The sequence below is a fragment of the Geodermatophilus sp. SYSU D00710 genome (assembly GCF_054050195.1).
Genome location: NZ_JBJGYX010000028.1, coordinates 17216 through 34635 on the forward strand (window position 1 = coordinate 17216; position 17420 = coordinate 34635).

Here is a 17420-nt window from a genome sequence, read left to right on the forward strand (position 1 = left end):
CCGGACAAGTGACGAGACCGCCCGGCCCGGTTCGTCAACCATCGGTGTCCGGTCGCTCACGCATCCGGCTCGGACGAACACATACGGTGAGGACGTGTCAGCAGCCGTGAACAGCAGGGCAGCGGTGTCGTTCGGGTCGCCGCAGGACGTCGAGGTGCTCGTGGACGGCGCCTGGGTCGTGGGCGCGATGCTCGGCTGGCGGCACGACGACACCGGCGCGTGCGAGGTCTGGGTGCGACTGCGTACCGAGGTCCCGGGCGTCGTCGAGGGCGCCGGGACCTGGGTCGAGCTGGCCGCCGTCCGGCTGCCGGAGCGCCGGCTCACGCTGGCGCCGGCGGTCACCGCGCACACCGCCGTCACGGCTTCCGCTCCCGGGGGGCCCGTCACGGCCGCGATGTCCGTCGTCCGCCCGGTCGGTGTGCCGGCTGCTGACCGCCCGCGCCGTTCCCGCCGGCACTGTGCCGACGTGACCGCCGAGCAGCCGGCCGTCGGCGCGGAGGCGCCGGGCCGGCACCGGGCTCCCTCCGCGGCCGGCGCCGGCCGACACCGCGCGGTCACCGCCGAGATGCCGGCCGTCGGCGTGCCCGTCGCCACCCCTGACACGGCCCTCGCGCCGGACGGGGAGCCCGACCTGCTCACCCGGCCGATCCGCCTGGGCGACCTGGTGCCGAACCCGCGCGGCAGGCGTCCCGCGGTGCGCCCGTCGGTCTGAGCGACCCCTCCCCGGCGTCCCGCGCCCTCCCGGACCCGCCGGCGGCGTCGCCCGACGGTGCCGGGCCGTGCACCGCGCGGCCGCGTGTCCGTGGCCGCTCCGTACACCCGGCAGTCCTGTCCCGCGCGCCGATGCGCGGGCGCCGCGGCGTGTCGTGTGACGGGTGGGAGAGGTGGTCGCGCCTGGTCACCGCGAGGTCACGACCGCATCTCGGCGGAAGAGACACGCCCGGCGTCGGCTTGCAGATGTTGTGGAGCCCGGCCTACTGTCCCCCTACATCTAGTGGTCACGACGGAGGGAGTCCTCCACAGGGCGTCCTCAGGTCATCCCCGGGGTGTCCACCGGATGTCCCCAGAGGGGTCCACAGCAGAGGGCGGCGAGGCGCGGTGGCCGGTGGCATCCGGCCGTCCGCCGGTACGTCCCACCCGGCGCCGGGGAGACCGGCACCGAGCCCGTCCGCAGAGGGAGGTGAACCGCAGTGCGCTGCCCCTTCTGCCACAACCCCGACAGCCGGGTGATCGACTCGCGCGAGGCCGACGAGGGTGCCACCACCCGCCGCCGTCGCTCCTGCCCCGCCTGCGGCCGCCGGTTCACCACGGTGGAGGAGGCCGTCCTCGCCGTCGTCAAGCGCAGCGGGGTCAGCGAGCCGTTCAACCGCTCGAAGGTCGTCGCGGGCGTGCGCCGGGCCTGCCAGGGCCGGCCGGTCGACGAGGACCAGCTCCAGCAGCTCGCCCAGCAGGTGGAGGACGCCATCCGCGCCAGCGGGGTGGCCGAGGTGCCCAGCCACGAGGTGGGCCTGGCGATCCTGCGGCCGCTGCGGGAGCTCGACGAGGTGGCCTACCTGCGCTTCGCCAGCGTCTACCGCGCCTTCAGCTCGGTCGAGGACTTCGAGAAGGAGATCACCGAGCTGCGCGCGCGGCACCACACCGGTGGCACGCCACCGCTGCCCGGCATGCAGCTCGACCCGCCGCCGCGCCGTCGTGGCGGGCGCGGCCAGGCCGGCACCAGCGGCGCCGCCACCCCCTGACCACCGGCCGGCAGCGTCGCCGGACCGTCCAGCACCACCTCAGAACCGTCAGCACCAACCGCTAGGAACAGGGTGGCTCTCTTCCCCAGCCGCCTGGACCACTCACCGAGGGAGAGCTCGTGACCGAGATCGAGGACCGCCCGGCAGGCCGCACGCGTCGTGCCCCCAAGGCGCCGACCCGGGGGAAGGGCCTGAAGGTCAAGCGCGTCTACACGACCGCCGGGGTCCACCCCTACGACGAGGTGGCCTGGGAGCGCCGCGACGTCGTCATGACCAACTGGCGTGACGGCTCGGTCAACTTCGAGCAGCGCGGTGTCGAGTTCCCTGCCGAGTGGAGCATCAACGCCACCAACATCGTCACGACCAAGTACTTCCGAGGCGCCGTTGGGACGCCGCAGCGGGAGACCAGCCTGCGCCAGCTCATCGACCGGGTCGTCCTGACCTACGGCGCCGCCGGCCGTGAGCACGGCTACTTCGCCACCGAGGGCGACGCCGAGGTCTTCGAGCACGAGCTGACGTGGATGCTGCTGCACCAGGTGTTCAGCTTCAACAGCCCCGTGTGGTTCAACGTCGGCACCAGCGCCCCGCAGCAGGTCAGCGCCTGCTTCATCCTCGCCGTCGACGACACGATGGACTCGATCCTCAACTGGTACCGCGAGGAGGGGCTGATCTTCAAGGGCGGCTCCGGCGCCGGCCTGAACCTCTCGCGCATCCGTTCGTCCAGGGAGCTGCTGTCCTCCGGCGGTACCGCCTCGGGTCCGGTCAGCTTCATGCGCGGCGCCGACGCGTCCGCGGGGACGATCAAGTCCGGCGGCGCCACCCGGCGCGCGGCCAAGATGGTCGTCCTCGACATCGACCACCCCGACATCGAGGAGTTCATCGAGACCAAGTCGCGCGAGGAGGACAAGATCCGCGCGCTGCGCGACGCCGGGTACGACATGGACCTCGGCGGCAAGGACATCACCAGCGTCCAGTACCAGAACGCGAACAACTCGGTCCGCGTCTCCGACGAGTTCATGCGCGCGGTCGAGGACGGCACCGGCTTCGGCCTGCGCGCCCGCCTCGACGGCTCGGTGATCGAGACCGTCGACGCCAAGGACCTGTTCCGCAAGGTCACCCAGGCCGCGTGGGAGTGCGCCGACCCCGGGATCCAGTACGACGACACGATCAACGACTGGCACACCAACCCCGAGACGGGTCGGATCAACGCGTCCAACCCCTGCTCGGAGTACATGAGCCTGGACAACAGCTCGTGCAACCTGGCGTCGCTGAACCTCATGAAGTTCCTGAAGGACGACGGGACCTTCGACGCCCGCACGTTCGTCAAGGCCGTCGAGCTGGTCATCACGGCGATGGACATCTCCATCTGCTTCGCCGACTTCCCGACCGAGCCGATCGGTGAGACCACCCGGGCCTACCGGCAGCTGGGCATCGGCTACGCCAACCTGGGCGCGCTGCTCATGGCGACCGGCCACGCCTACGACTCGCGCGGCGGCCAGACCCTCGCCGCGGCGATCACCTCGCTGATGACCGGCACCGCCTACCGGCGCTCGGCCGAGCTGGCCGGCATCGTCGGCGCCTACGAGGGCTTCGCCCGCAACGCCGACGCCCACGCCCGGGTCATGCGCAAGCACGCCGCGGCCAACGACGCCATCCGCCCGGTCGGCGCCGATGACGCCGACGTGCTCCGCGCAGCCACCGCCCAGTGGCAGGAGTGCCTGGACATCGGTGCCGAGAACGGCTGGCGCAACGCCCAGGCCTCGGTGCTCGCCCCCACCGGCACCATCGGCTTCATGATGGACTGCGACACGACCGGCATCGAGCCGGACTTCTCGCTGGTCAAGTACAAGAAGCTGGTCGGCGGCGGGTCCATGCAGATCGTCAACCAGACGGTCCCGCGGGCGCTCAAGAGCCTCGGCTACCAGGACGAGCAGGTCGAGGCGGTCGTCGAGTACATCGCCGAGCACGGCCACGTCGTCGACGCCCCGAGCCTGCGCCCGGAGCACTACGAGGTCTTCGACTGCGCGATGGGCGAGCGGGCCATCTCCCCGATGGGCCACGTGCGGATGATGGCCGCGGTGCAGCCGTTCATCTCCGGTGCCATCAGCAAGACGGTCAACATGCCGGAGACGGCGACCGTCGAGGACGTCGAGAACATCTACTTCCAGGGCTGGAAGCTCGGCCTCAAGGCGCTGGCGATCTACCGCGACAACTGCAAGGTCGGCCAGCCGCTGTCCGACGCCAAGGCCAAGAAGACCACTGCCGATGGTGGGGCCAAGGCCGAGGTGGAGGCGGCTCCGGTCGCCGCGACGTCGCACCCGGTCCGCCGCCGGCTGCCCAAGAAGCGGCAGAGCATGACGACGTCGTTCAGCGTCGCCGGCGCCGAGGGCTACATGACCGCCGGGATGTACGAGGACGGCAGCCTCGGCGAGGTGTTCCTCAAGCTCGGCAAGCAGGGCTCGACCCTGGCCGGTGTCATGGACGCCTTCTCGATCGGCATCTCGATCGCGCTGCAGCACGGTGTGCCGCTGGAGACCTACATCCAGAAGTTCACCAACATGCGGTTCGAGCCGGCCGGCATGACCGACGACCCGGACATCCGGATCGCGCAGTCGGTGATGGACTACATCTTCCGCCGCCTGGCCCTCGACCACCTGCCGGTCGAGACCCGCGCCACCCTCGGCATCTTCACCGCCGAGGAGCGGGCGGCCCAGGTCTCGGGCAGCTACGGCGGCTCGGCCTCGACGGCGGAGGTCGTCGAGGAGGAGGTCGACGTCGAGGCGCTGCGCGGCTCGGTGCCGACCGAGACGCCGGCCAAGCCCGAGCCCGCCGCGGACAAGCCGGTCAAGGAGGCCCACTCCTCGGCCGAGCTGCTCGAGCTGGTCACCGGCAACGTCACCGACGCGCCGCTGTGCATGACCTGCGGCACGAAGATGCGCCCGGCCGGCAGCTGCTACGTCTGCGAGGGCTGCGGCTCCACCAGCGGCTGCAGCTGACCTGACCGGTCAGGGACGTCCCTGACCACCGAGGTCGTCACCGGCCCGGTCCCCTGCGGGGGGCCGGGCCGGTGACGTCTCGCGGGGGCGACGCGTCAGGGCAGCCGCGCGAGCAGCGCCCGGGCGAACGCCTCGGCGGCCGGGTCGACCGGCACCTGCGTCGCCGCGGCGCGCAGCCAGCCCGCCAGCGGCGCGGCGAGCGCGGGGGAGAGGGCCGCGATCCACGCACCGGTCCGGGCCCGTGCCTCGGCCACGTGCTCGGTGCCGTCGTCGGGGGAGTGCGCGACCACCTCGGGGCGGGTCGCCAGCAGTCCGCCGGTGCGCCAGTCGCCGGGGGTCGTCCGCGCGGCGAGCGCGTCCAGCCGGTCGGCCGTCGTCCGCAGCAGCTGCTCGGGGTCCACCGCGCGATCGTGCCCGACCCGCGGTCGGGCCGAGGAGGTCCCGCCGAGCGCGGTGCCCGCCCTCAGGCCGGGGCCGCCGCCGTCGGTGCGATCGCGGCCGTGAGGCTCAGCCGCAGGTCGAGCAACGCGTCGAGCGCGTCCTGGGCCGCCTGGCACAGGCCGAAGGCGCGGCCGCTCGGGGCGCTCTGGAAGTCGTCGCGAGCGGTGCCGAGTTCTCGGTAGGCGGCCACGATGCGACGGTCGACGTCGGGAACGGGGGGACGAGAGGGCGACACGTCGCCTCCAGCGGATCGGCGGCGCCGGGAGTGGATGCCCGGTCGTCAGGAGTCCCTCTACCCACCGCGGGGCGGGCGCACGCGCGCTCCGGCGACACCGGTCGCCCGCGGGTCAGTCGATCCCGCACTCCTCGCGCAGGTAGGTGTCGACGTTCTCGCTCGCGGTGTCCAGCCCGCTGCCGGCGTCCTCGAGCGCGGCGACCGAGTCCTGGTCGGTGAGGTCGAGGTCGGCCATCGCGTCGGCCATCCGGTCCAGGCCGGCCTGCATGGCCTCCCAGTCGTCGGCGATCGCCTCCGGTGCGCTCATGGCGCGCATCTCGTCCCCGAGCTGACGGAACACCTCCGGGACCGAGGCGTCGCCCGCGGCCTCCGCCACGGCGTCCTCCACCCGCTGGTCGAGGTCGGCGGCCTGGGCGCAGAAGTCGTCCCCGGCCGCCGAGTCCTCCGCGGGGGAGTCGGTCGCCGGGGTGTCGGCGGCGGACCCGCCGCCGTCGCCGGAGCCCTCGTCGTCGCCGGAGCACGCGGCGAGCAGGACGACGCCGAGGAGGGTGACCACCCCGGCTCGGACGGAACGCAGCTGCTGGCGCATGGACCGACCCTCCCGCCGCCGCGGCGGCGCGGGCAGAGGCGAAGGACCGTCGCCGGCGGCGGGCCCGGACGGACCACCGGCCCGGTCCCTCGTCGAGGGGCCGGGCCGGTGGCCGTGCGAGCGGGACCGCGGCGGAGCGGCGCGCCGGGTCAGCCGACCTCGACGGCCCGGGCGGTCGGCTGCTGCTCCGGGCGGCCCAGGTACCGGTCGACCAGCGGGCCGGTCATGCCGGTGGTGATCAGCGCCATGACCACCGCGCCGGCCTGCAACTGGGGGCTGATGACCCCGGCGTTGAGCGCCACCAGGGCGACGACGAGCACCATCAGGCCGCGGCAGTTCATCAGGATGCCCAGCGCGTTGCTCTCGCCCCAGGTCAGCCCGCCGAGGCGCCCGCTGACCAGGCCGCCGCCCCACTTGCCGATGATCGCCACGACCACGAAGAGCGCGATGCCGGGCACCACGGCCCAGGTCAGCGTGGTGAAGTCGGTTCGCAGCCCGCTGTAGGCCAGGAAGATCGGCAGCAGGAACACGATCGCCACGTCGGAGAGCCGCGAGGTCAGCGCCGTGGTGAGGACGGCGTGCCGCGGCACGACCAGGCCGGCGACGAAGCCACCGACGAGCGCGTGGATGCCGATCCGGTCGGCGGCGTACGCGGCCAGCACGACCATGCCCATGACGACGGCGAACTGGGTGCCGGTCAGCGGGTCGCCTGCCTCGCCACCACGGAACAGCCGCGCCAGTGCCGGCCGCACGACCAGCCACATCACCGCGAGGAAGACCAGCGTCCCGGTCAGCCGCCACAGGTGCGAGGAGGACGGCTCCCCGGTGGCCACGCCTCGGGCGACGCCCACCGTGAGGAACATGAGGATGGTGACCAGCGCCGCCGCCGCGATGCCGACGATGCCGAGCGGCGAGGTCGCCAGCCCCTTCTCCTGGAGGATGCGCGCGGCCACCGGGAACGCGGTCACCGCCAGCATCGCGCCCACCATGAGGGTGAAGCCGATCCGGGACGGGTCGCCGACGCCGGTGAACCGGTCGGTGAAGAGGACCGGCGCGATGAGGAACCCCAGCGCGACCGGGATGGCCACGACCCCGACGGCCACGGTGACGATGCCGGCGGCCCGGCCACGCAGGCGGTCGGTGTCGAGCTCGAGCCCGACCAGGAACATGAACAGGACCAGGGCGATCGTGCCGAGCAGGGCCAGCCCGCTCTGCGCCTGGGCCGGGAACAGGCACGAGCTGATGCTCGGCGCCACCCCCTCCGGGAGGGACCGGTCGCAGGCCAGGAACGACGGCGCGTCGTCCCAGACGAACGTCGTGGCGCCCAGCAGGGAGGGGCCGAGGAGGACGCCCGCGACGATCTCGCCGACGACGCGGGGCTGGCCGACGCGCAGGGCGAGCGCGCCGACGAGGCGGGCGGCGATCAGGATGATCGCGATGTCCAGCAGGACGAAGGCGATCACCTGGTCCCCGGGCAGGGACGGTGCGGGCATGGGGGTCTCCGGAGGTGGGGGCTGAGCGGCGGCACATGGTGGCGCAGCCCCCCGCTCCCCGTCACCGGTTCCGTGCGCGGCACTTTCGCGCCTGTGGAAACCGGAGCTGCTCAGCCCTGCGCCGTCGTCGGGGCAGCCGCCCCCGGCTGCGCCTGCTGCCGGCGGGGGAGCGGCACCGGCCCGGCCTCGACCCCCTGCCAGAAGGCGTCGACCCGGGCGTTCCAGCGCTCGGGCACCTCCTGGAAGGGCTGGTGCGACTCGGTCTCCCACACCTCGAAGCGGGCGCCGGGGATGGCGTCGGCCACCACCCGGCCCAGCGCCGGACGCGCACCGGGGTCGACGCCGCCGGCGAGGACCAGCGTCGGCACCGCGATCTGCGGGAGCCGGGCGGTCGTGTCGTGGTCGGGCAGCGGGTCGAGGTAGCGCTGCAGGTCCCGCGCCGACTGCTTGTGCGGGAACGCCAGCGCGTCGTCGACCAGCGCGGCGACCGTGCCGTCCGCGTACGCCCGGGGTGTGTAGATGTCGAGGAAGAACCCCTCGAGGAACGCCCGCTCGCTCGGGGCGGCCTCGACGAGCCACTGCACGAAGCGCACCCAGGACCGGTAGTAGGGGTCCATCGCGGCCCAGGTGCTCTGCAGGACGAGGCTGCGCACCCGGTCGGGGTGGCGCAGCGCGAGCTCCTGGACGGCGATGCTGCCGCCGGAGTAGCCCACCACGTGCGCGGCGGCGATCCCGAGCCCGTCCAGCACCGCCGCGGCGTCGTCCGCCATCGCCTCGATGGTGACCGGCTCGTCCGGCATCGCGGTGCGGCCGGCGCCCCGGTTGTCGAAGGCCGTCAGCCGGTAGCGGCCGGCCAGCCCGTCGAGCTGCGCCTGCCACGCCTCGACGGTGTCCCCGGCGCCGCAGACGAGCAGGACGTCGGGTCCCGCGCCGGCCTGCTCGGTCCAGATGTCCAGGCCGTTGCCGGCCACGTACCCGCCCACGGTCAGCCCTCCTCGGCGTGCCACCGGTCCATGTGCTCGGCGTGCGTGCGCAGGTACGCGTTCGCGGTGAAGAACCGGTCGTAGAACTCCAGGTCCAGGTGGTGGGCCTGCAGGTAGTTGAGGATGAACAGGGTCGGCACCGTCCCCGGGAACTTGCCGAACGTGTCGAACACGTACTGCGCCTGCAGGGCGATCAGCGCCCGGAAGCGCGCGTCGTGCACCTGCGCGCTCCCGCGGAAGCCGGGGCTGTCGGTCCACGCGCCCGGGGTGTCGCGGTGGAACGGCCCGCCCGGGCCGAACTTGCGCACCACGAACGCGTCGACCGCGGCGGCCATGTCGGCGTGGTGTGGTGGGCAGAACGCCTCGAACACCCCGGGCAGGCCGGTCGGGTTCGGCGTCGACCAGCGCTCGTCCTCGTCATAGCGGAACCCCAGCCCCGGGACCTCGGGGTTCCCCGACGCGCCGAGCACGGTGAACCGGTCGATCCCGTCGAACATCCAGCCGCCGAGGCCCATCGCCTGCAGCACCAGCGCGCCCGCGTAGCAGCTCGTCGCCAGCTCCGCGGTCGCCTCGGTCAGGGCGTACTGCTCGACGAAGGTCAGCGGCAGCGGCTCCTCGACGTCGACCAGGTCGGCGAAGGCCTCGACGCCCGGGATCCGGCGGCGGTGGACGTCGTCGCTGACGCTGTACCCGTTCTGCGCGAGGAAGCAGAGGATCGCGATCATGTGCTGGGCGATGTCGGCCACCGGGATGACCAGGAGCGATCCCGGCACGTTGACGCACCAGGTGTTGTGGCCCTCCATGTAGGGCTCCTCGGCCGGCAGGTGGAGCCGGCGGTCGGAGAGCCGCCGCACCCGGTCGCGGTGCCGCTCGACCATCAGCCGCGGCGTGACCTCCTCGGTGGCGGGGTCGACCAGCGCTCCGGCGTCCCGGGTCGGGAAGAACCAGACGCCGGAGTCGTCGGTGAAGAACAGCTCCGCAGTGTGGAAGCCGGCCGCCGACGGGAAGGTCCGCCCGGCCGCCCCTCCGGCGTAGTTCGCGGCGTGCGGCGCGTACCGGGCGTTGCGGGTGATCGAGTAGTGCCAGCCCGTCGTCCCGCCCGCCGCGCTGAGGACCAGCATCCGCTCCAGCTCGGTGAGCGGGACCGGATCGTGCCGCGACCGGTGGGCCAACGGGCCGTCCGGGATCTCGTCGCCCAGCGCGAAACGCCGGGACCGGCGCCCGTAGAGCGCCTCCAGCAGCGGGAAGGCGGCCAGGTCGGCCAGCGGGTCGGACCGCGGCGGCGCCTCCTCGGACCTGCGGGCGGCCGGGATCCCCCCGGCCGGGGTGGTCGTCGGCCGCTGCGTGGTGCTCATCGCGTCCGTCCTCGCTGTACTCGGCCCCCGCGCGGGGCGAGGCTCCCGCCGGCGGGCACCCGGGTCAACGGAGACCGTCGCGTCCGTCCGGCGACCGCCGGACACATCCGGGAGGGGCGATAGCGGGACGTGATCGGCTTCGGTATTGGCCTCCCGCCCTCCCTCCGCGTCACCGTGGACGCGCCCGGCCGGAGCCCCCGCCGGCCGGGCCCCTCGCTCCGTCGTCCCGCCCCGCCGTGGAGAGCGACATGACCGCTGCACCGCCGATGCCCGTGCGGACGGCGACCGCGCCGGCCCGGGTCCGCGACGAGGGGCGCCGCCGCGCCGACGGCGTGACGGCCGAGGCCGTCGTCTTCCCCGCCCACGGCACCCCGCTGGCCGGGGTGCTCTACCGGCCGGCGGGGGTCAGCGGTCCGCTGCCCGGCGTGGTGGTCACCGGCACCTGGACCAGCGTCCGGGAGCAGATGGCCGACCGGTACGCCGCCCGGCTGGCTGCCCGCGGTCACACCGCGCTGGCCTTCGACCACACCGGCTACGGCGCCAGCGGGGGAGCCCTGCGCGACTACGAGTCACCGGCGCTGAAGGCCCGCGACATCGGTGACGCGGTGGGCTACCTGGCCGGCCGCACCGACGTCGTCGACCCCGGGCGGATCGGTGCGCTCGGGGTCTGTGCCTCGGCGGGGTACACGGTCACCAACGCCGTCACCGACCCGCGGGTGCGGGCGCTGGCCCTGGTGGCCCCCTGGTTGCACGACGCGGAGGTCGTCGCGGACACCTACGGCGGCGCCGAGGGGGTGGCGATGCGGATGGCCGCCGGCGCCCGGGCGCGCAGCCACCACGAGGCGACCGGCGAGGTGACCTACGTGCCGGCGGTCGGCGCCGGCGACCCGCTGACCGCGATGCCGTTCGACATCGACTTCTACCAGGACCCGCTGCGGGGAGGGGTACCCGCCTGGAGCAACCGCTTCGCCGTCATGGCCTGGCCCGGGTGGCTCACCTACGACCCGATCGCCCTGGCCCCCCAGGTGCGGCAGCCGGTGCTGCTCGTGCACAGCGAGGACGCCGCCATCCCGCAGGGCGCGCACCGGTTCGCCGCGTCGGTGGCCGGGACGATCGACCAGTACTGGGACGAGGGCACCCAGTTCGACTTCTACGACGGCGACGCCCACGTCGACCGCGCCGTCTCCCTGGCCGGCGCCCACTTCGCCGAGCACCTGTGAGCACCCTGCTCGTCGTCGGCGGCTCGGGGCGCACCGGCCGGCGGGTCGTCCAGGGGCTGCTCGCCGCCGGGCGGCCCGTGACGGTCCTCAGCCGCCGGCCGCGGCCGGTCGCCGGGGTCGGCACGACCGTCGGCGACCTCGCCGACCCCGCCACGTGGCCGGCGGCCCTGGAGGGGATCGGCGGGGTCGCGGTGTCGGTCGAACCGCCCTATGACGCCGAGGGCGCCGAGGCGGTCGTGCACCGCGGCGTGGCCGCCCTCGCCGCCGCGGCGGCGGACCGGGGGATCCGGGTCGTGCTGGTGAGCCAGATCTACGTCACCCGCCCGCAGGCGTACCCGGCGATGGCGCACGTGACCGAGGCCCGGTGGCGCGGTGAGCAGGCACTGCGGGCCAGCGGCGCCGACCACGCCGTCGTGCGGCCCGGCTGGCTCACCGACCGGCCCGCCACCGGCGTCCGGCTCGAGCAGGGCGACACCGGTGACGGGGAGACCAGCCGAGACACCGTGGCGGCGGCGTGCGTGCACCTGCTGCTGCGCCCACCGGGTGCACCGGTCACCTTCGAGGTGTTCGACGACCCGGCGACGGGGGCCGTGGACTGGACGGCGGCGCTGGCCGCCCTGGCCCCCGACCGCGTGGCGGGTGCGCGGTGAGGACCAGCGGCGTCGCGGTCGTCACCGGCGCCAACCGCGGGATCGGCCGGGAGGTGGTGGCCCGGCTCGCCGCCCGCGGGGTGACCACCGTCCTCGGGTCCCGCGACGAGGCGCGCGGCCGGGACGCCGCCCGTGGCATGACCGGCCCGGTCGTCGTCCGGCAGCTCGACGTCGCGGACCCGGCCAGCGTCGAGGCGCTGGCGTCCTGGCTGCGCATCGAGCACGGCGGCGTCGACGTGCTGGTCAACAACGCCGCCGTCCACTACGACACCTGGCAGACCGCGGTCGACGCCGACCTCGGCGTGGTCGCCGAGGCGCTGGCGGTCAACGTCGTGGGCGCCTGGCGGATGGCGGTGGCGCTGGCCCCGCTGCTGCGGCCGGGGGGCCGCCTGGTCAACGTCTCCAGCGGCGCCGGGTCCTTCGGGGAGACCAACGGCGCGGGGGGTGCGCCGGCCTACTCGGTCTCCAAGGCCGCCCTCGACATGCTCACCGTCAAGCTGGCCGCCGACCTGCGCCGCCGTCGCGTGCTGGTCAACGCCGTCTGCCCGGGGTGGGTGGCCACCGACATGGGCGGCGCGGGCGGCCGTCCGGTGGCCGACGGCGCGGCCAGCGTCCTGTTCGCCGTCGACGTCGGCGACGACGGGCCCAGCGGCGGCTTCTTCCGCGACGGCCGGCCGATCCCCTGGTGACCCGGTCGGGCGGCCGGACTCACCCGGCCGCGGCGGTCGGGGGGCCGGGCACTCCCGCGCCGGGCGTCGACGCGGCGGCCTCCACGCAGGCGGCCACGAAGTCGTGGACGGCCGGCCGGGGGTCGCCGTCGCGCCACGCGATGGCCAGCTCACCGGGCGGCAGCCCGCGCACCGGACGGACCACGTACTCGGGACGGCGGTAGATCGCCGCGTTGCCGGCGCTGATCAGCGCGACGCCCAGGCCCCGGCCGAGGGCCTCCACCGTCTCCTCGGGGCCGTGCACCACCGCGCCGATCCGCACGGGGTGGCCGTCGCGGGCCTCGACCGCCAGCCAGTAGTCCCGCAGGCTGCCCGTCGACTCGGGCAGCGCGAGGAACGGCTCGTCGTAGAGGTCGGCCATCGTGAGCTCGGCCCGCTCGGTGAGGGGGTGGGCCGTGGGCAGCGCCAGGTGCCGCTCCTCCCGGACGAGCACCCGGTGGGCCAGCCCGCTGTCCTCGGGCAGGGGCAGCCAGCAGAACGCGAGGTCGGCGGCGCCCGAGGTCAGGCCGGCGGTGCGGTCGTCGAACGTCGTCTGCTGGAACTGGACGGTGAAGCCCGGGTGGCGCTGCTCGAACGCCTCGACCGCGGCCGGGATGAGGCCGCGGCCCACGCCCACCGACATCCCGACCGTGATCGTCCGGCTCGCGGCGGCGACCGCCTCGGCGACGGCGTGCTGGGCCTCGTCCCAGGTCGCGACCGTCGCCCGGGCGTAGGGGACCAGGGCCCGGCCGGCGGTGGTCAGGGTGACCCCGCGCGGCCCGCGGGCGAACAGCGGCGCGCGGACGTGCTGCTCGAGCACCTGGATCTGCCGGCTGAGCGCGGGCTGGGAGACGAACAACCGCTGGGCGGCGCGGGTGAAGTGCAGCTCGTCGGCCACCGCGAGGAAGTACCGGAGGTCCCGCAGGTGCACGTCCATGAGGGGGTGCTATCACGCCCGGCATTGGACCGACAGTTCTGCAGGTCCTGCACTGACGGAGGACGGTCGGCGGTGACCGACCGCGACGAGTGGAGGGTCAGGTGCAGGGACGACCCACCGTGGCCGCACGGCCCCCGGCAGCGTCCCGGGTGCCGCCGGCGGTGGTCGTGGTGACCGGCGCCAACCGCGGCATCGGGTTCGAGCTCGTGCGCCGGCTCGCGCTCCGCGGTGACACCCCCGTCATGGCCGTGCGCGACCTGCGCCGCGGGCTGACCGCGGCCCGGGAGCTCGGCGCGCGCGACGGCGTCCGCCTCGACGTCGTCCGGCTCGACGTGACCGACCCGTCCAGCTGCACCCGGGCCGCCGAGGAGGTGCGCCGCTGCCACGGCCGGGTCGACGCCCTCGTGAACAACGCCGCGGCGCCCCGCGACGTGCGCGGCACCGCCACCGCGGCGGACCTCGAGCAGGTCCAGCGGGCGTGGGAGGCCAACGTGCTGGGCGCCTGGCGGACCACGCAGGCCTTCCTCCCCCTGCTGCGGCGCAGCTCCGCCGGGCGGGTCGTCAACGTGTCCGCGGAGGCCGCGTCGCTGGTCAACATGGGCGGGGGAGCGCCCGCGTTCCGCGTCTCGAAGGCCGCCCTCAACGCCCTGACCCGCATGCTGGCCGCCGAGCTCGGGCGCGAGGGCATCGCCGTGAACTCCGTCTGCCCCGGCTGGGTGGCGACCGACGACCGGGGCACCGGCGGGCGGTCGGCGGACGACGCGGCCGCCAGCATCCTGCGGGCGGTCGACCTGCCGCCCGGGGGCACCACCGGCGACTTCCTCCGGGACGGCCGCCGCCTGCCCTGGTGATGCCGGCGCGGCGCCGTCGACACCATTTCGCCATCGGCGCAAGAAATGCGCGGAAAGCGTAACGGCGCCATTTTGCAGCGCATTTCCGCGGATCTCCCGATTGACTGCGACCGTCCGGTCCCGGCGGTCCCCAGGAGGTCCGAGAACGATGACGACGAACGGCCACGGCTCGCTGCAGGACGCCGTCCTCGACCGGCTGCTGCAGGAGCGCATCGTCGTCCTGGGCAGCCAGGTCGACGACGACGTCGCCAACCAGCTGTGCGCGCGGATGCTGCTCCTGGCGGCCGACGACCCCACCCGGGACGTGCACCTCTACGTCAACTCACCCGGTGGCTCGGTCACCGCGGGGATGGCCGTGTACGATACCATGCAGTTCATCGACTGCGACGTCGCCACCTACGCGTTCGGCATGGCGGCCTCGATGGGCCAGTTCCTGCTGACGGCCGGCACGCCGGGCAAGCGGTACGCCCTGCCCCGCACCCGGATCCTCGTCCACCAGCCCTCGGCGGGTGTCGGGGGCACGCAGTCCGACATCGCCGTCCAGGCCGACATGCTGCGCCGCCTCAAGCGCGAGGTGAACGAGCTGCAGGCGCGGCACACCGGGCAGACCGTGGAGCGGATCGAGCGCGACTCCGACCGCGACCGGTGGTTCACCGCGGAGCAGGCCGTCGAGTACGGGCTCGTCGACCACGTCGTCGGGTCGGCGGCGGCCCTGCCCGGCCCGGCCCTCGTCCCCGCCGGCGGGGGCGCACGGTGACCGACTGGCTGAGCGTGGCGCTGCACGAGGACCGGTCGGCGGAGCTGCGGCGCGCGGTGCTGCACCACCGCCGGGTCGCCGCGGCGCGGCGCCGGGCGCACGCCCGGGAGCTGGCCCGCCGGGCCGCCGCGCTGGCCGAGCGCTCCGCCGTCCTCGCCGCCCGTGCGGCGCTGCTGTCGACGGGCCCGCACGCCGTGGCGGACCCTCCGGCGAGGGAGCGGGTCGCCGCACGGTGACCCCGCGGGCGGGGTACCCGCTGCGCGGCCGTGCCAGGGTGGGGCCGTGCGCGTCCTGGTCACCGGCAGCTCGGGACACCTCGGTGAGGCGCTGGTCCGCGTGCTGCGCGCCGCCGGCGACGACGTCGTCGGCCTGGACCTGCTGCCCTCGCCGTGGACCGACGTCGTCGCCTCGGTCGGTGACCGGGGCGCGGTCCGCGCCGCGCTGGCCGGCGTCGAGGCCGTGCTGCACACCGCCACGCTGCACAAGCCGCACGTCGGCACGCACGACCGCCAGGCGTTCGTCGACACCAACGTCACGGGCACGCTCACCGTGCTGGAGGAGGCGGTGGCCGCCGGCGTCGGCCGGGTCGTGGTCACGAGCACGACCTCGGCCTTCGGCCGCGCGCTGACCCCGGCGCCGGGGGAGCCCGCCGCGTGGGTCACGGAGGCGGTGGCCCCGCGGGTGCGCAACGTCTACGGCGCCACCAAGGTCGCCGCCGAGGACCTCTGCGAGCTGCTCGCCCGCGACACCGGCCTGCCCGTGGTCGTGCTGCGCACCTCCCGGTTCTTCCCCGAGGGCGACGACGCCGACGACGTCCGCCGCGCCTACGACGACGACAACGTGAAGGTCAACGAGCTGCTGCACCGGCGCGTGGACCTCGCCGACGTCGTCTCCGCCCACCGCGCCGCGCTCGACCGGGCGCCGGCGCTCGGGTTCGGCCGCTACGTCGTCAGCGCCACCACGCCGTTCCGCCGTGAGGACCTCGCCGGGTTGCGCACCGACGCCCCGGCCGTCGTCGCCCGCCTCTTCCCCGACGCGCCGGCCCTGTACGAGCGGCTGGGCTGGCGGCTGTTCCCCTCGATCGACCGGGTGTACGTCAACGCCGCCGCCCGCGCCGACCTCGGCTGGACGCCGCAGTACGACTTCCGTGCCGCCCTCGACCTGCTCGCCGCCGGGCGCCCGCCGCGCAGCGAGCTTGCCCTGACCGTCGGCGCGAAGGGCTACCACGCGGAGCCGACCGGGCCGTACACCGTGCGCTGACGCCGCGATCGTCGGTGGGCCGTGCCAGGGTGACCCGACCGGCGGTCGATACGAGGGGACGGCATGACCACGTTGCAGAACAGGCCCAACAGCGCGCTGCTCGTCGTCGACGTGCAGAACGGCGTGGTCGGCGGGGCCCACGCGCGTGACGAGGTCGTCGCCACGATCGCGGGGCTCGTGGACCGGGCGCGCGGTGAGCGGGTCCCGGTCGTGTGGGTGCAGCACGACGACGAGGAGCTGGCGCGCGACAGCGACGAGTGGCGGATCGTCCCCGAGCTCGCCCCGGCCGACGGCGAGCCGCGGATCGAGAAGCACTACGGCGACTCGTTCGAGGGCACCGACCTCGAGCAGGTGCTGGCCGGGCTCGGCGTCGGCCGGCTCGTGGTGACCGGCGCGGAGACCGACGCCTGCATCCGCGCCACGCTGCACGGCGCTGTGGTCCGCGGCTACGACGCGCTGCTGGTCGGGGACGCGCACACCTGCGGCGACAAGACGCAGTGGGGCGCGCCGCCGCCCGAGCAGGTCGTCGCGCACACCAACCTGTACTGGGGCTTCTCGGGTGCGCCCGGGCGCACCGCCGGCACGGTCGCTGCGGCCGACGTCGACCTGCGGGGGACGCCCACCGCCTGACGAGTGCGTGTGCACGGCGACCCATTGCCGCTCTGAGCTGCGGGTTCTGTCGTACCTCCGCCGTAGGTTCGGTGTCGTGGAGGTCGCGGAGCGCCGGTCGCCGGTGGAGCAGGCGCTGCTCGATGCGGTGATCGACACGCCCGCGCCGTTCCGCCGGCTGCCGGTGGCGTTGCTGTCGCGGGAGCAGAAGGCCGCCGAGCTGCAGCGGGTCGCGCGGTTGGAGGCCATGACCGCCGCGTACAAGGCCGAACTGGTGCTCGGGCTGGCCGACGACTCTCCCGATGACCTGGATCCCGCGCCCGGCACTCCCGGCGCGCGCACGGGTTCGTGGGCGCCGGACACCGAGCTGCCGGGGGTGTCGGAGTTCTTCACCGCCGAGCTGGCGGTGGTCCTCAACTGCGGCCGCGGCACCGCCAACCACCTGGCGCACCGGGCCTGGACCTACCGGGAGAAACTGCCCGCCACCTGGGCGGCGCTGGCCGCCGGCGCCCTCGACGAGACCCGCGCCAAGGCGCTGGTGGATGTGCTGGAGCACGCCCCGGCGGGGATCGCCCGCCGCATCGAGGCGGCGCTGCTC

18 protein-coding genes are annotated in these 17420 nt (G+C 74.7%); 11 read left to right on the forward strand and 7 right to left on the reverse strand.

The annotated features are described in order from the left end of the window. Positions 1–94: 94 nt before the first annotated feature. The 3 genes from ACI78U_RS14155 to ACI78U_RS14165 all read left to right on the forward strand — a co-directional run bounded on the left by ACI78U_RS14155 (position 95) and on the right by ACI78U_RS14165 (position 4735). Positions 95–712 (forward strand): hypothetical protein, encoded by a 618-nt coding sequence (locus tag ACI78U_RS14155; RefSeq protein WP_456875963.1) that lies wholly within the window; start codon positions 95–97, stop codon positions 710–712. Positions 713–1190: 478 nt separating this feature from the next. After that, the gene (gene nrdR / locus ACI78U_RS14160) at positions 1191–1739 is read left to right on the forward strand and encodes a transcriptional regulator NrdR (protein ID WP_456875964.1); all 549 of its coding nucleotides are present in this window, start codon (positions 1191–1193) and stop codon (positions 1737–1739) included. A gap of 119 nt (positions 1740–1858) precedes the next feature. Continuing rightward, positions 1859–4735, forward strand: coding sequence for a vitamin B12-dependent ribonucleotide reductase (locus tag ACI78U_RS14165; RefSeq protein WP_456875965.1), 2877 nt, complete (start codon positions 1859–1861; stop codon positions 4733–4735). 95 nt (positions 4736–4830) lie between these two features. Here ACI78U_RS14165 and ACI78U_RS14170 read toward each other — a convergent pair whose 3' ends face one another. The 6 genes from ACI78U_RS14170 to ACI78U_RS14195 form a co-directional block, all read right to left on the reverse strand. Further along, positions 4831–5136, reverse strand: a complete 306-nt coding sequence (locus tag ACI78U_RS14170) for a hypothetical protein (protein ID WP_456875966.1) — start codon at positions 5134–5136, stop codon at positions 4831–4833. 62 nt (positions 5137–5198) lie between these two features. Then, entirely contained in the window at positions 5199–5366 is a 168-nt protein-coding gene (locus ACI78U_RS14175; RefSeq protein ID WP_456875967.1) for a hypothetical protein, read from the reverse strand. Between the two features lie 157 nt (positions 5367–5523). Beyond that, positions 5524–6000, reverse strand: a complete 477-nt coding sequence (locus ACI78U_RS14180) for a hypothetical protein (protein ID WP_456875968.1) — start codon at positions 5998–6000, stop codon at positions 5524–5526. Between the two features lie 149 nt (positions 6001–6149). Continuing rightward, complete coding sequence (locus ACI78U_RS14185) at positions 6150–7493, reverse strand: cation:proton antiporter (RefSeq protein WP_456875969.1); 1344 nt, start codon at positions 7491–7493, stop codon at positions 6150–6152. Positions 7494–7603: 110 nt separating this feature from the next. Next, positions 7604–8476 carry an alpha/beta fold hydrolase gene (locus ACI78U_RS14190; RefSeq protein ID WP_456875970.1) on the reverse strand — a complete coding sequence of 291 codons (873 nt, stop codon included), beginning with the start codon at positions 8474–8476 and terminating at the stop codon, positions 7604–7606. A gap of 2 nt (positions 8477–8478) precedes the next feature. Further along, positions 8479–9831, reverse strand: a complete 1353-nt coding sequence (locus ACI78U_RS14195) for a hypothetical protein (protein WP_456875971.1) — start codon at positions 9829–9831, stop codon at positions 8479–8481. Between the two features lie 248 nt (positions 9832–10079). Between ACI78U_RS14195 and ACI78U_RS14200 the strand changes: the two genes are divergently transcribed. Genes ACI78U_RS14200 through ACI78U_RS14210 form a run of 3 tightly spaced genes read left to right on the forward strand, consistent with a single transcriptional unit; the run spans position 10080 to position 12390 of the window. Then, entirely contained in the window at positions 10080–11051 is a 972-nt protein-coding gene (locus ACI78U_RS14200; protein ID WP_456875972.1) for an alpha/beta hydrolase, read from the forward strand. Then, positions 11048–11701 carry an NAD(P)H-binding protein gene (locus ACI78U_RS14205; protein WP_456875973.1) on the forward strand — a complete coding sequence of 218 codons (654 nt, stop codon included), beginning with the start codon at positions 11048–11050 and terminating at the stop codon, positions 11699–11701. The genes ACI78U_RS14200 and ACI78U_RS14205 overlap by 4 nt, the downstream gene beginning before the upstream one ends. Next, entirely contained in the window at positions 11698–12390 is a 693-nt protein-coding gene (locus tag ACI78U_RS14210) for an SDR family NAD(P)-dependent oxidoreductase (protein ID WP_456875974.1), read from the forward strand. Before ACI78U_RS14205 ends, ACI78U_RS14210 begins: the two co-directional genes overlap by 4 nt. 19 nt (positions 12391–12409) lie before the next feature. On the opposite strand, the gene ACI78U_RS14215 is transcribed toward ACI78U_RS14210, so the two are convergent. Next, entirely contained in the window at positions 12410–13345 is a 936-nt protein-coding gene (locus ACI78U_RS14215; protein ID WP_456875975.1) for a LysR family transcriptional regulator, read from the reverse strand. Between the two features lie 119 nt (positions 13346–13464). Between ACI78U_RS14215 and ACI78U_RS14220 the strand changes: the two genes are divergently transcribed. The 5 genes from ACI78U_RS14220 (at position 13465) to ACI78U_RS14240 (ending at position 16843) form a co-directional block, all read left to right on the forward strand. After that, positions 13465–14196: an SDR family NAD(P)-dependent oxidoreductase gene (locus ACI78U_RS14220; protein ID WP_456875976.1), complete on the forward strand. Its 732-nt coding sequence runs from the start codon at positions 13465–13467 to the stop codon at positions 14194–14196. 148 nt (positions 14197–14344) lie between these two features. After that, positions 14345–14953 (forward strand): ClpP family protease, encoded by a 609-nt coding sequence (locus ACI78U_RS14225; protein ID WP_456875977.1) that lies wholly within the window; start codon positions 14345–14347, stop codon positions 14951–14953. Continuing rightward, positions 14950–15189, forward strand: a complete 240-nt coding sequence (locus ACI78U_RS14230; protein WP_456875978.1) for a hypothetical protein — start codon at positions 14950–14952, stop codon at positions 15187–15189. The genes ACI78U_RS14225 and ACI78U_RS14230 overlap by 4 nt, the downstream gene beginning before the upstream one ends. A gap of 46 nt (positions 15190–15235) precedes the next feature. After that, positions 15236–16213: an NAD-dependent epimerase/dehydratase family protein gene (locus tag ACI78U_RS14235; protein WP_456875979.1), complete on the forward strand. Its 978-nt coding sequence runs from the start codon at positions 15236–15238 to the stop codon at positions 16211–16213. A gap of 63 nt (positions 16214–16276) precedes the next feature. Next, positions 16277–16843: an isochorismatase family protein gene (locus tag ACI78U_RS14240; protein ID WP_456875980.1), complete on the forward strand. Its 567-nt coding sequence runs from the start codon at positions 16277–16279 to the stop codon at positions 16841–16843. Positions 16844–17420: the final 577 nt, after the last annotated feature.

Excerpts from the sequence above, each read along its gene's own strand:
- ACI78U_RS14225 (WP_456875977.1), top strand. The coding sequence starts at position 14,345 with ATGACGACGAACGGCCACGGCTCGCTGCAGGACGCCGTCCTCGACCGG.
- ACI78U_RS14195 (WP_456875971.1), bottom strand. The coding sequence starts at position 9,831 with ATGAGCACCACGCAGCGGCCGACGACCACCCCGGCCGGGGGGATCCCG.
- ACI78U_RS14180 (WP_456875968.1), bottom strand. The coding sequence starts at position 6,000 with ATGCGCCAGCAGCTGCGTTCCGTCCGAGCCGGGGTGGTCACCCTCCTC.
- ACI78U_RS14185 (WP_456875969.1), bottom strand. The coding sequence starts at position 7,493 with ATGCCCGCACCGTCCCTGCCCGGGGACCAGGTGATCGCCTTCGTCCTG.
- ACI78U_RS14215 (WP_456875975.1), bottom strand. The coding sequence starts at position 13,345 with ATGGACGTGCACCTGCGGGACCTCCGGTACTTCCTCGCGGTGGCCGAC.
- ACI78U_RS14240 (WP_456875980.1), top strand. The coding sequence starts at position 16,277 with ATGACCACGTTGCAGAACAGGCCCAACAGCGCGCTGCTCGTCGTCGAC.
- ACI78U_RS14200 (WP_456875972.1), top strand. The coding sequence starts at position 10,080 with ATGACCGCTGCACCGCCGATGCCCGTGCGGACGGCGACCGCGCCGGCC.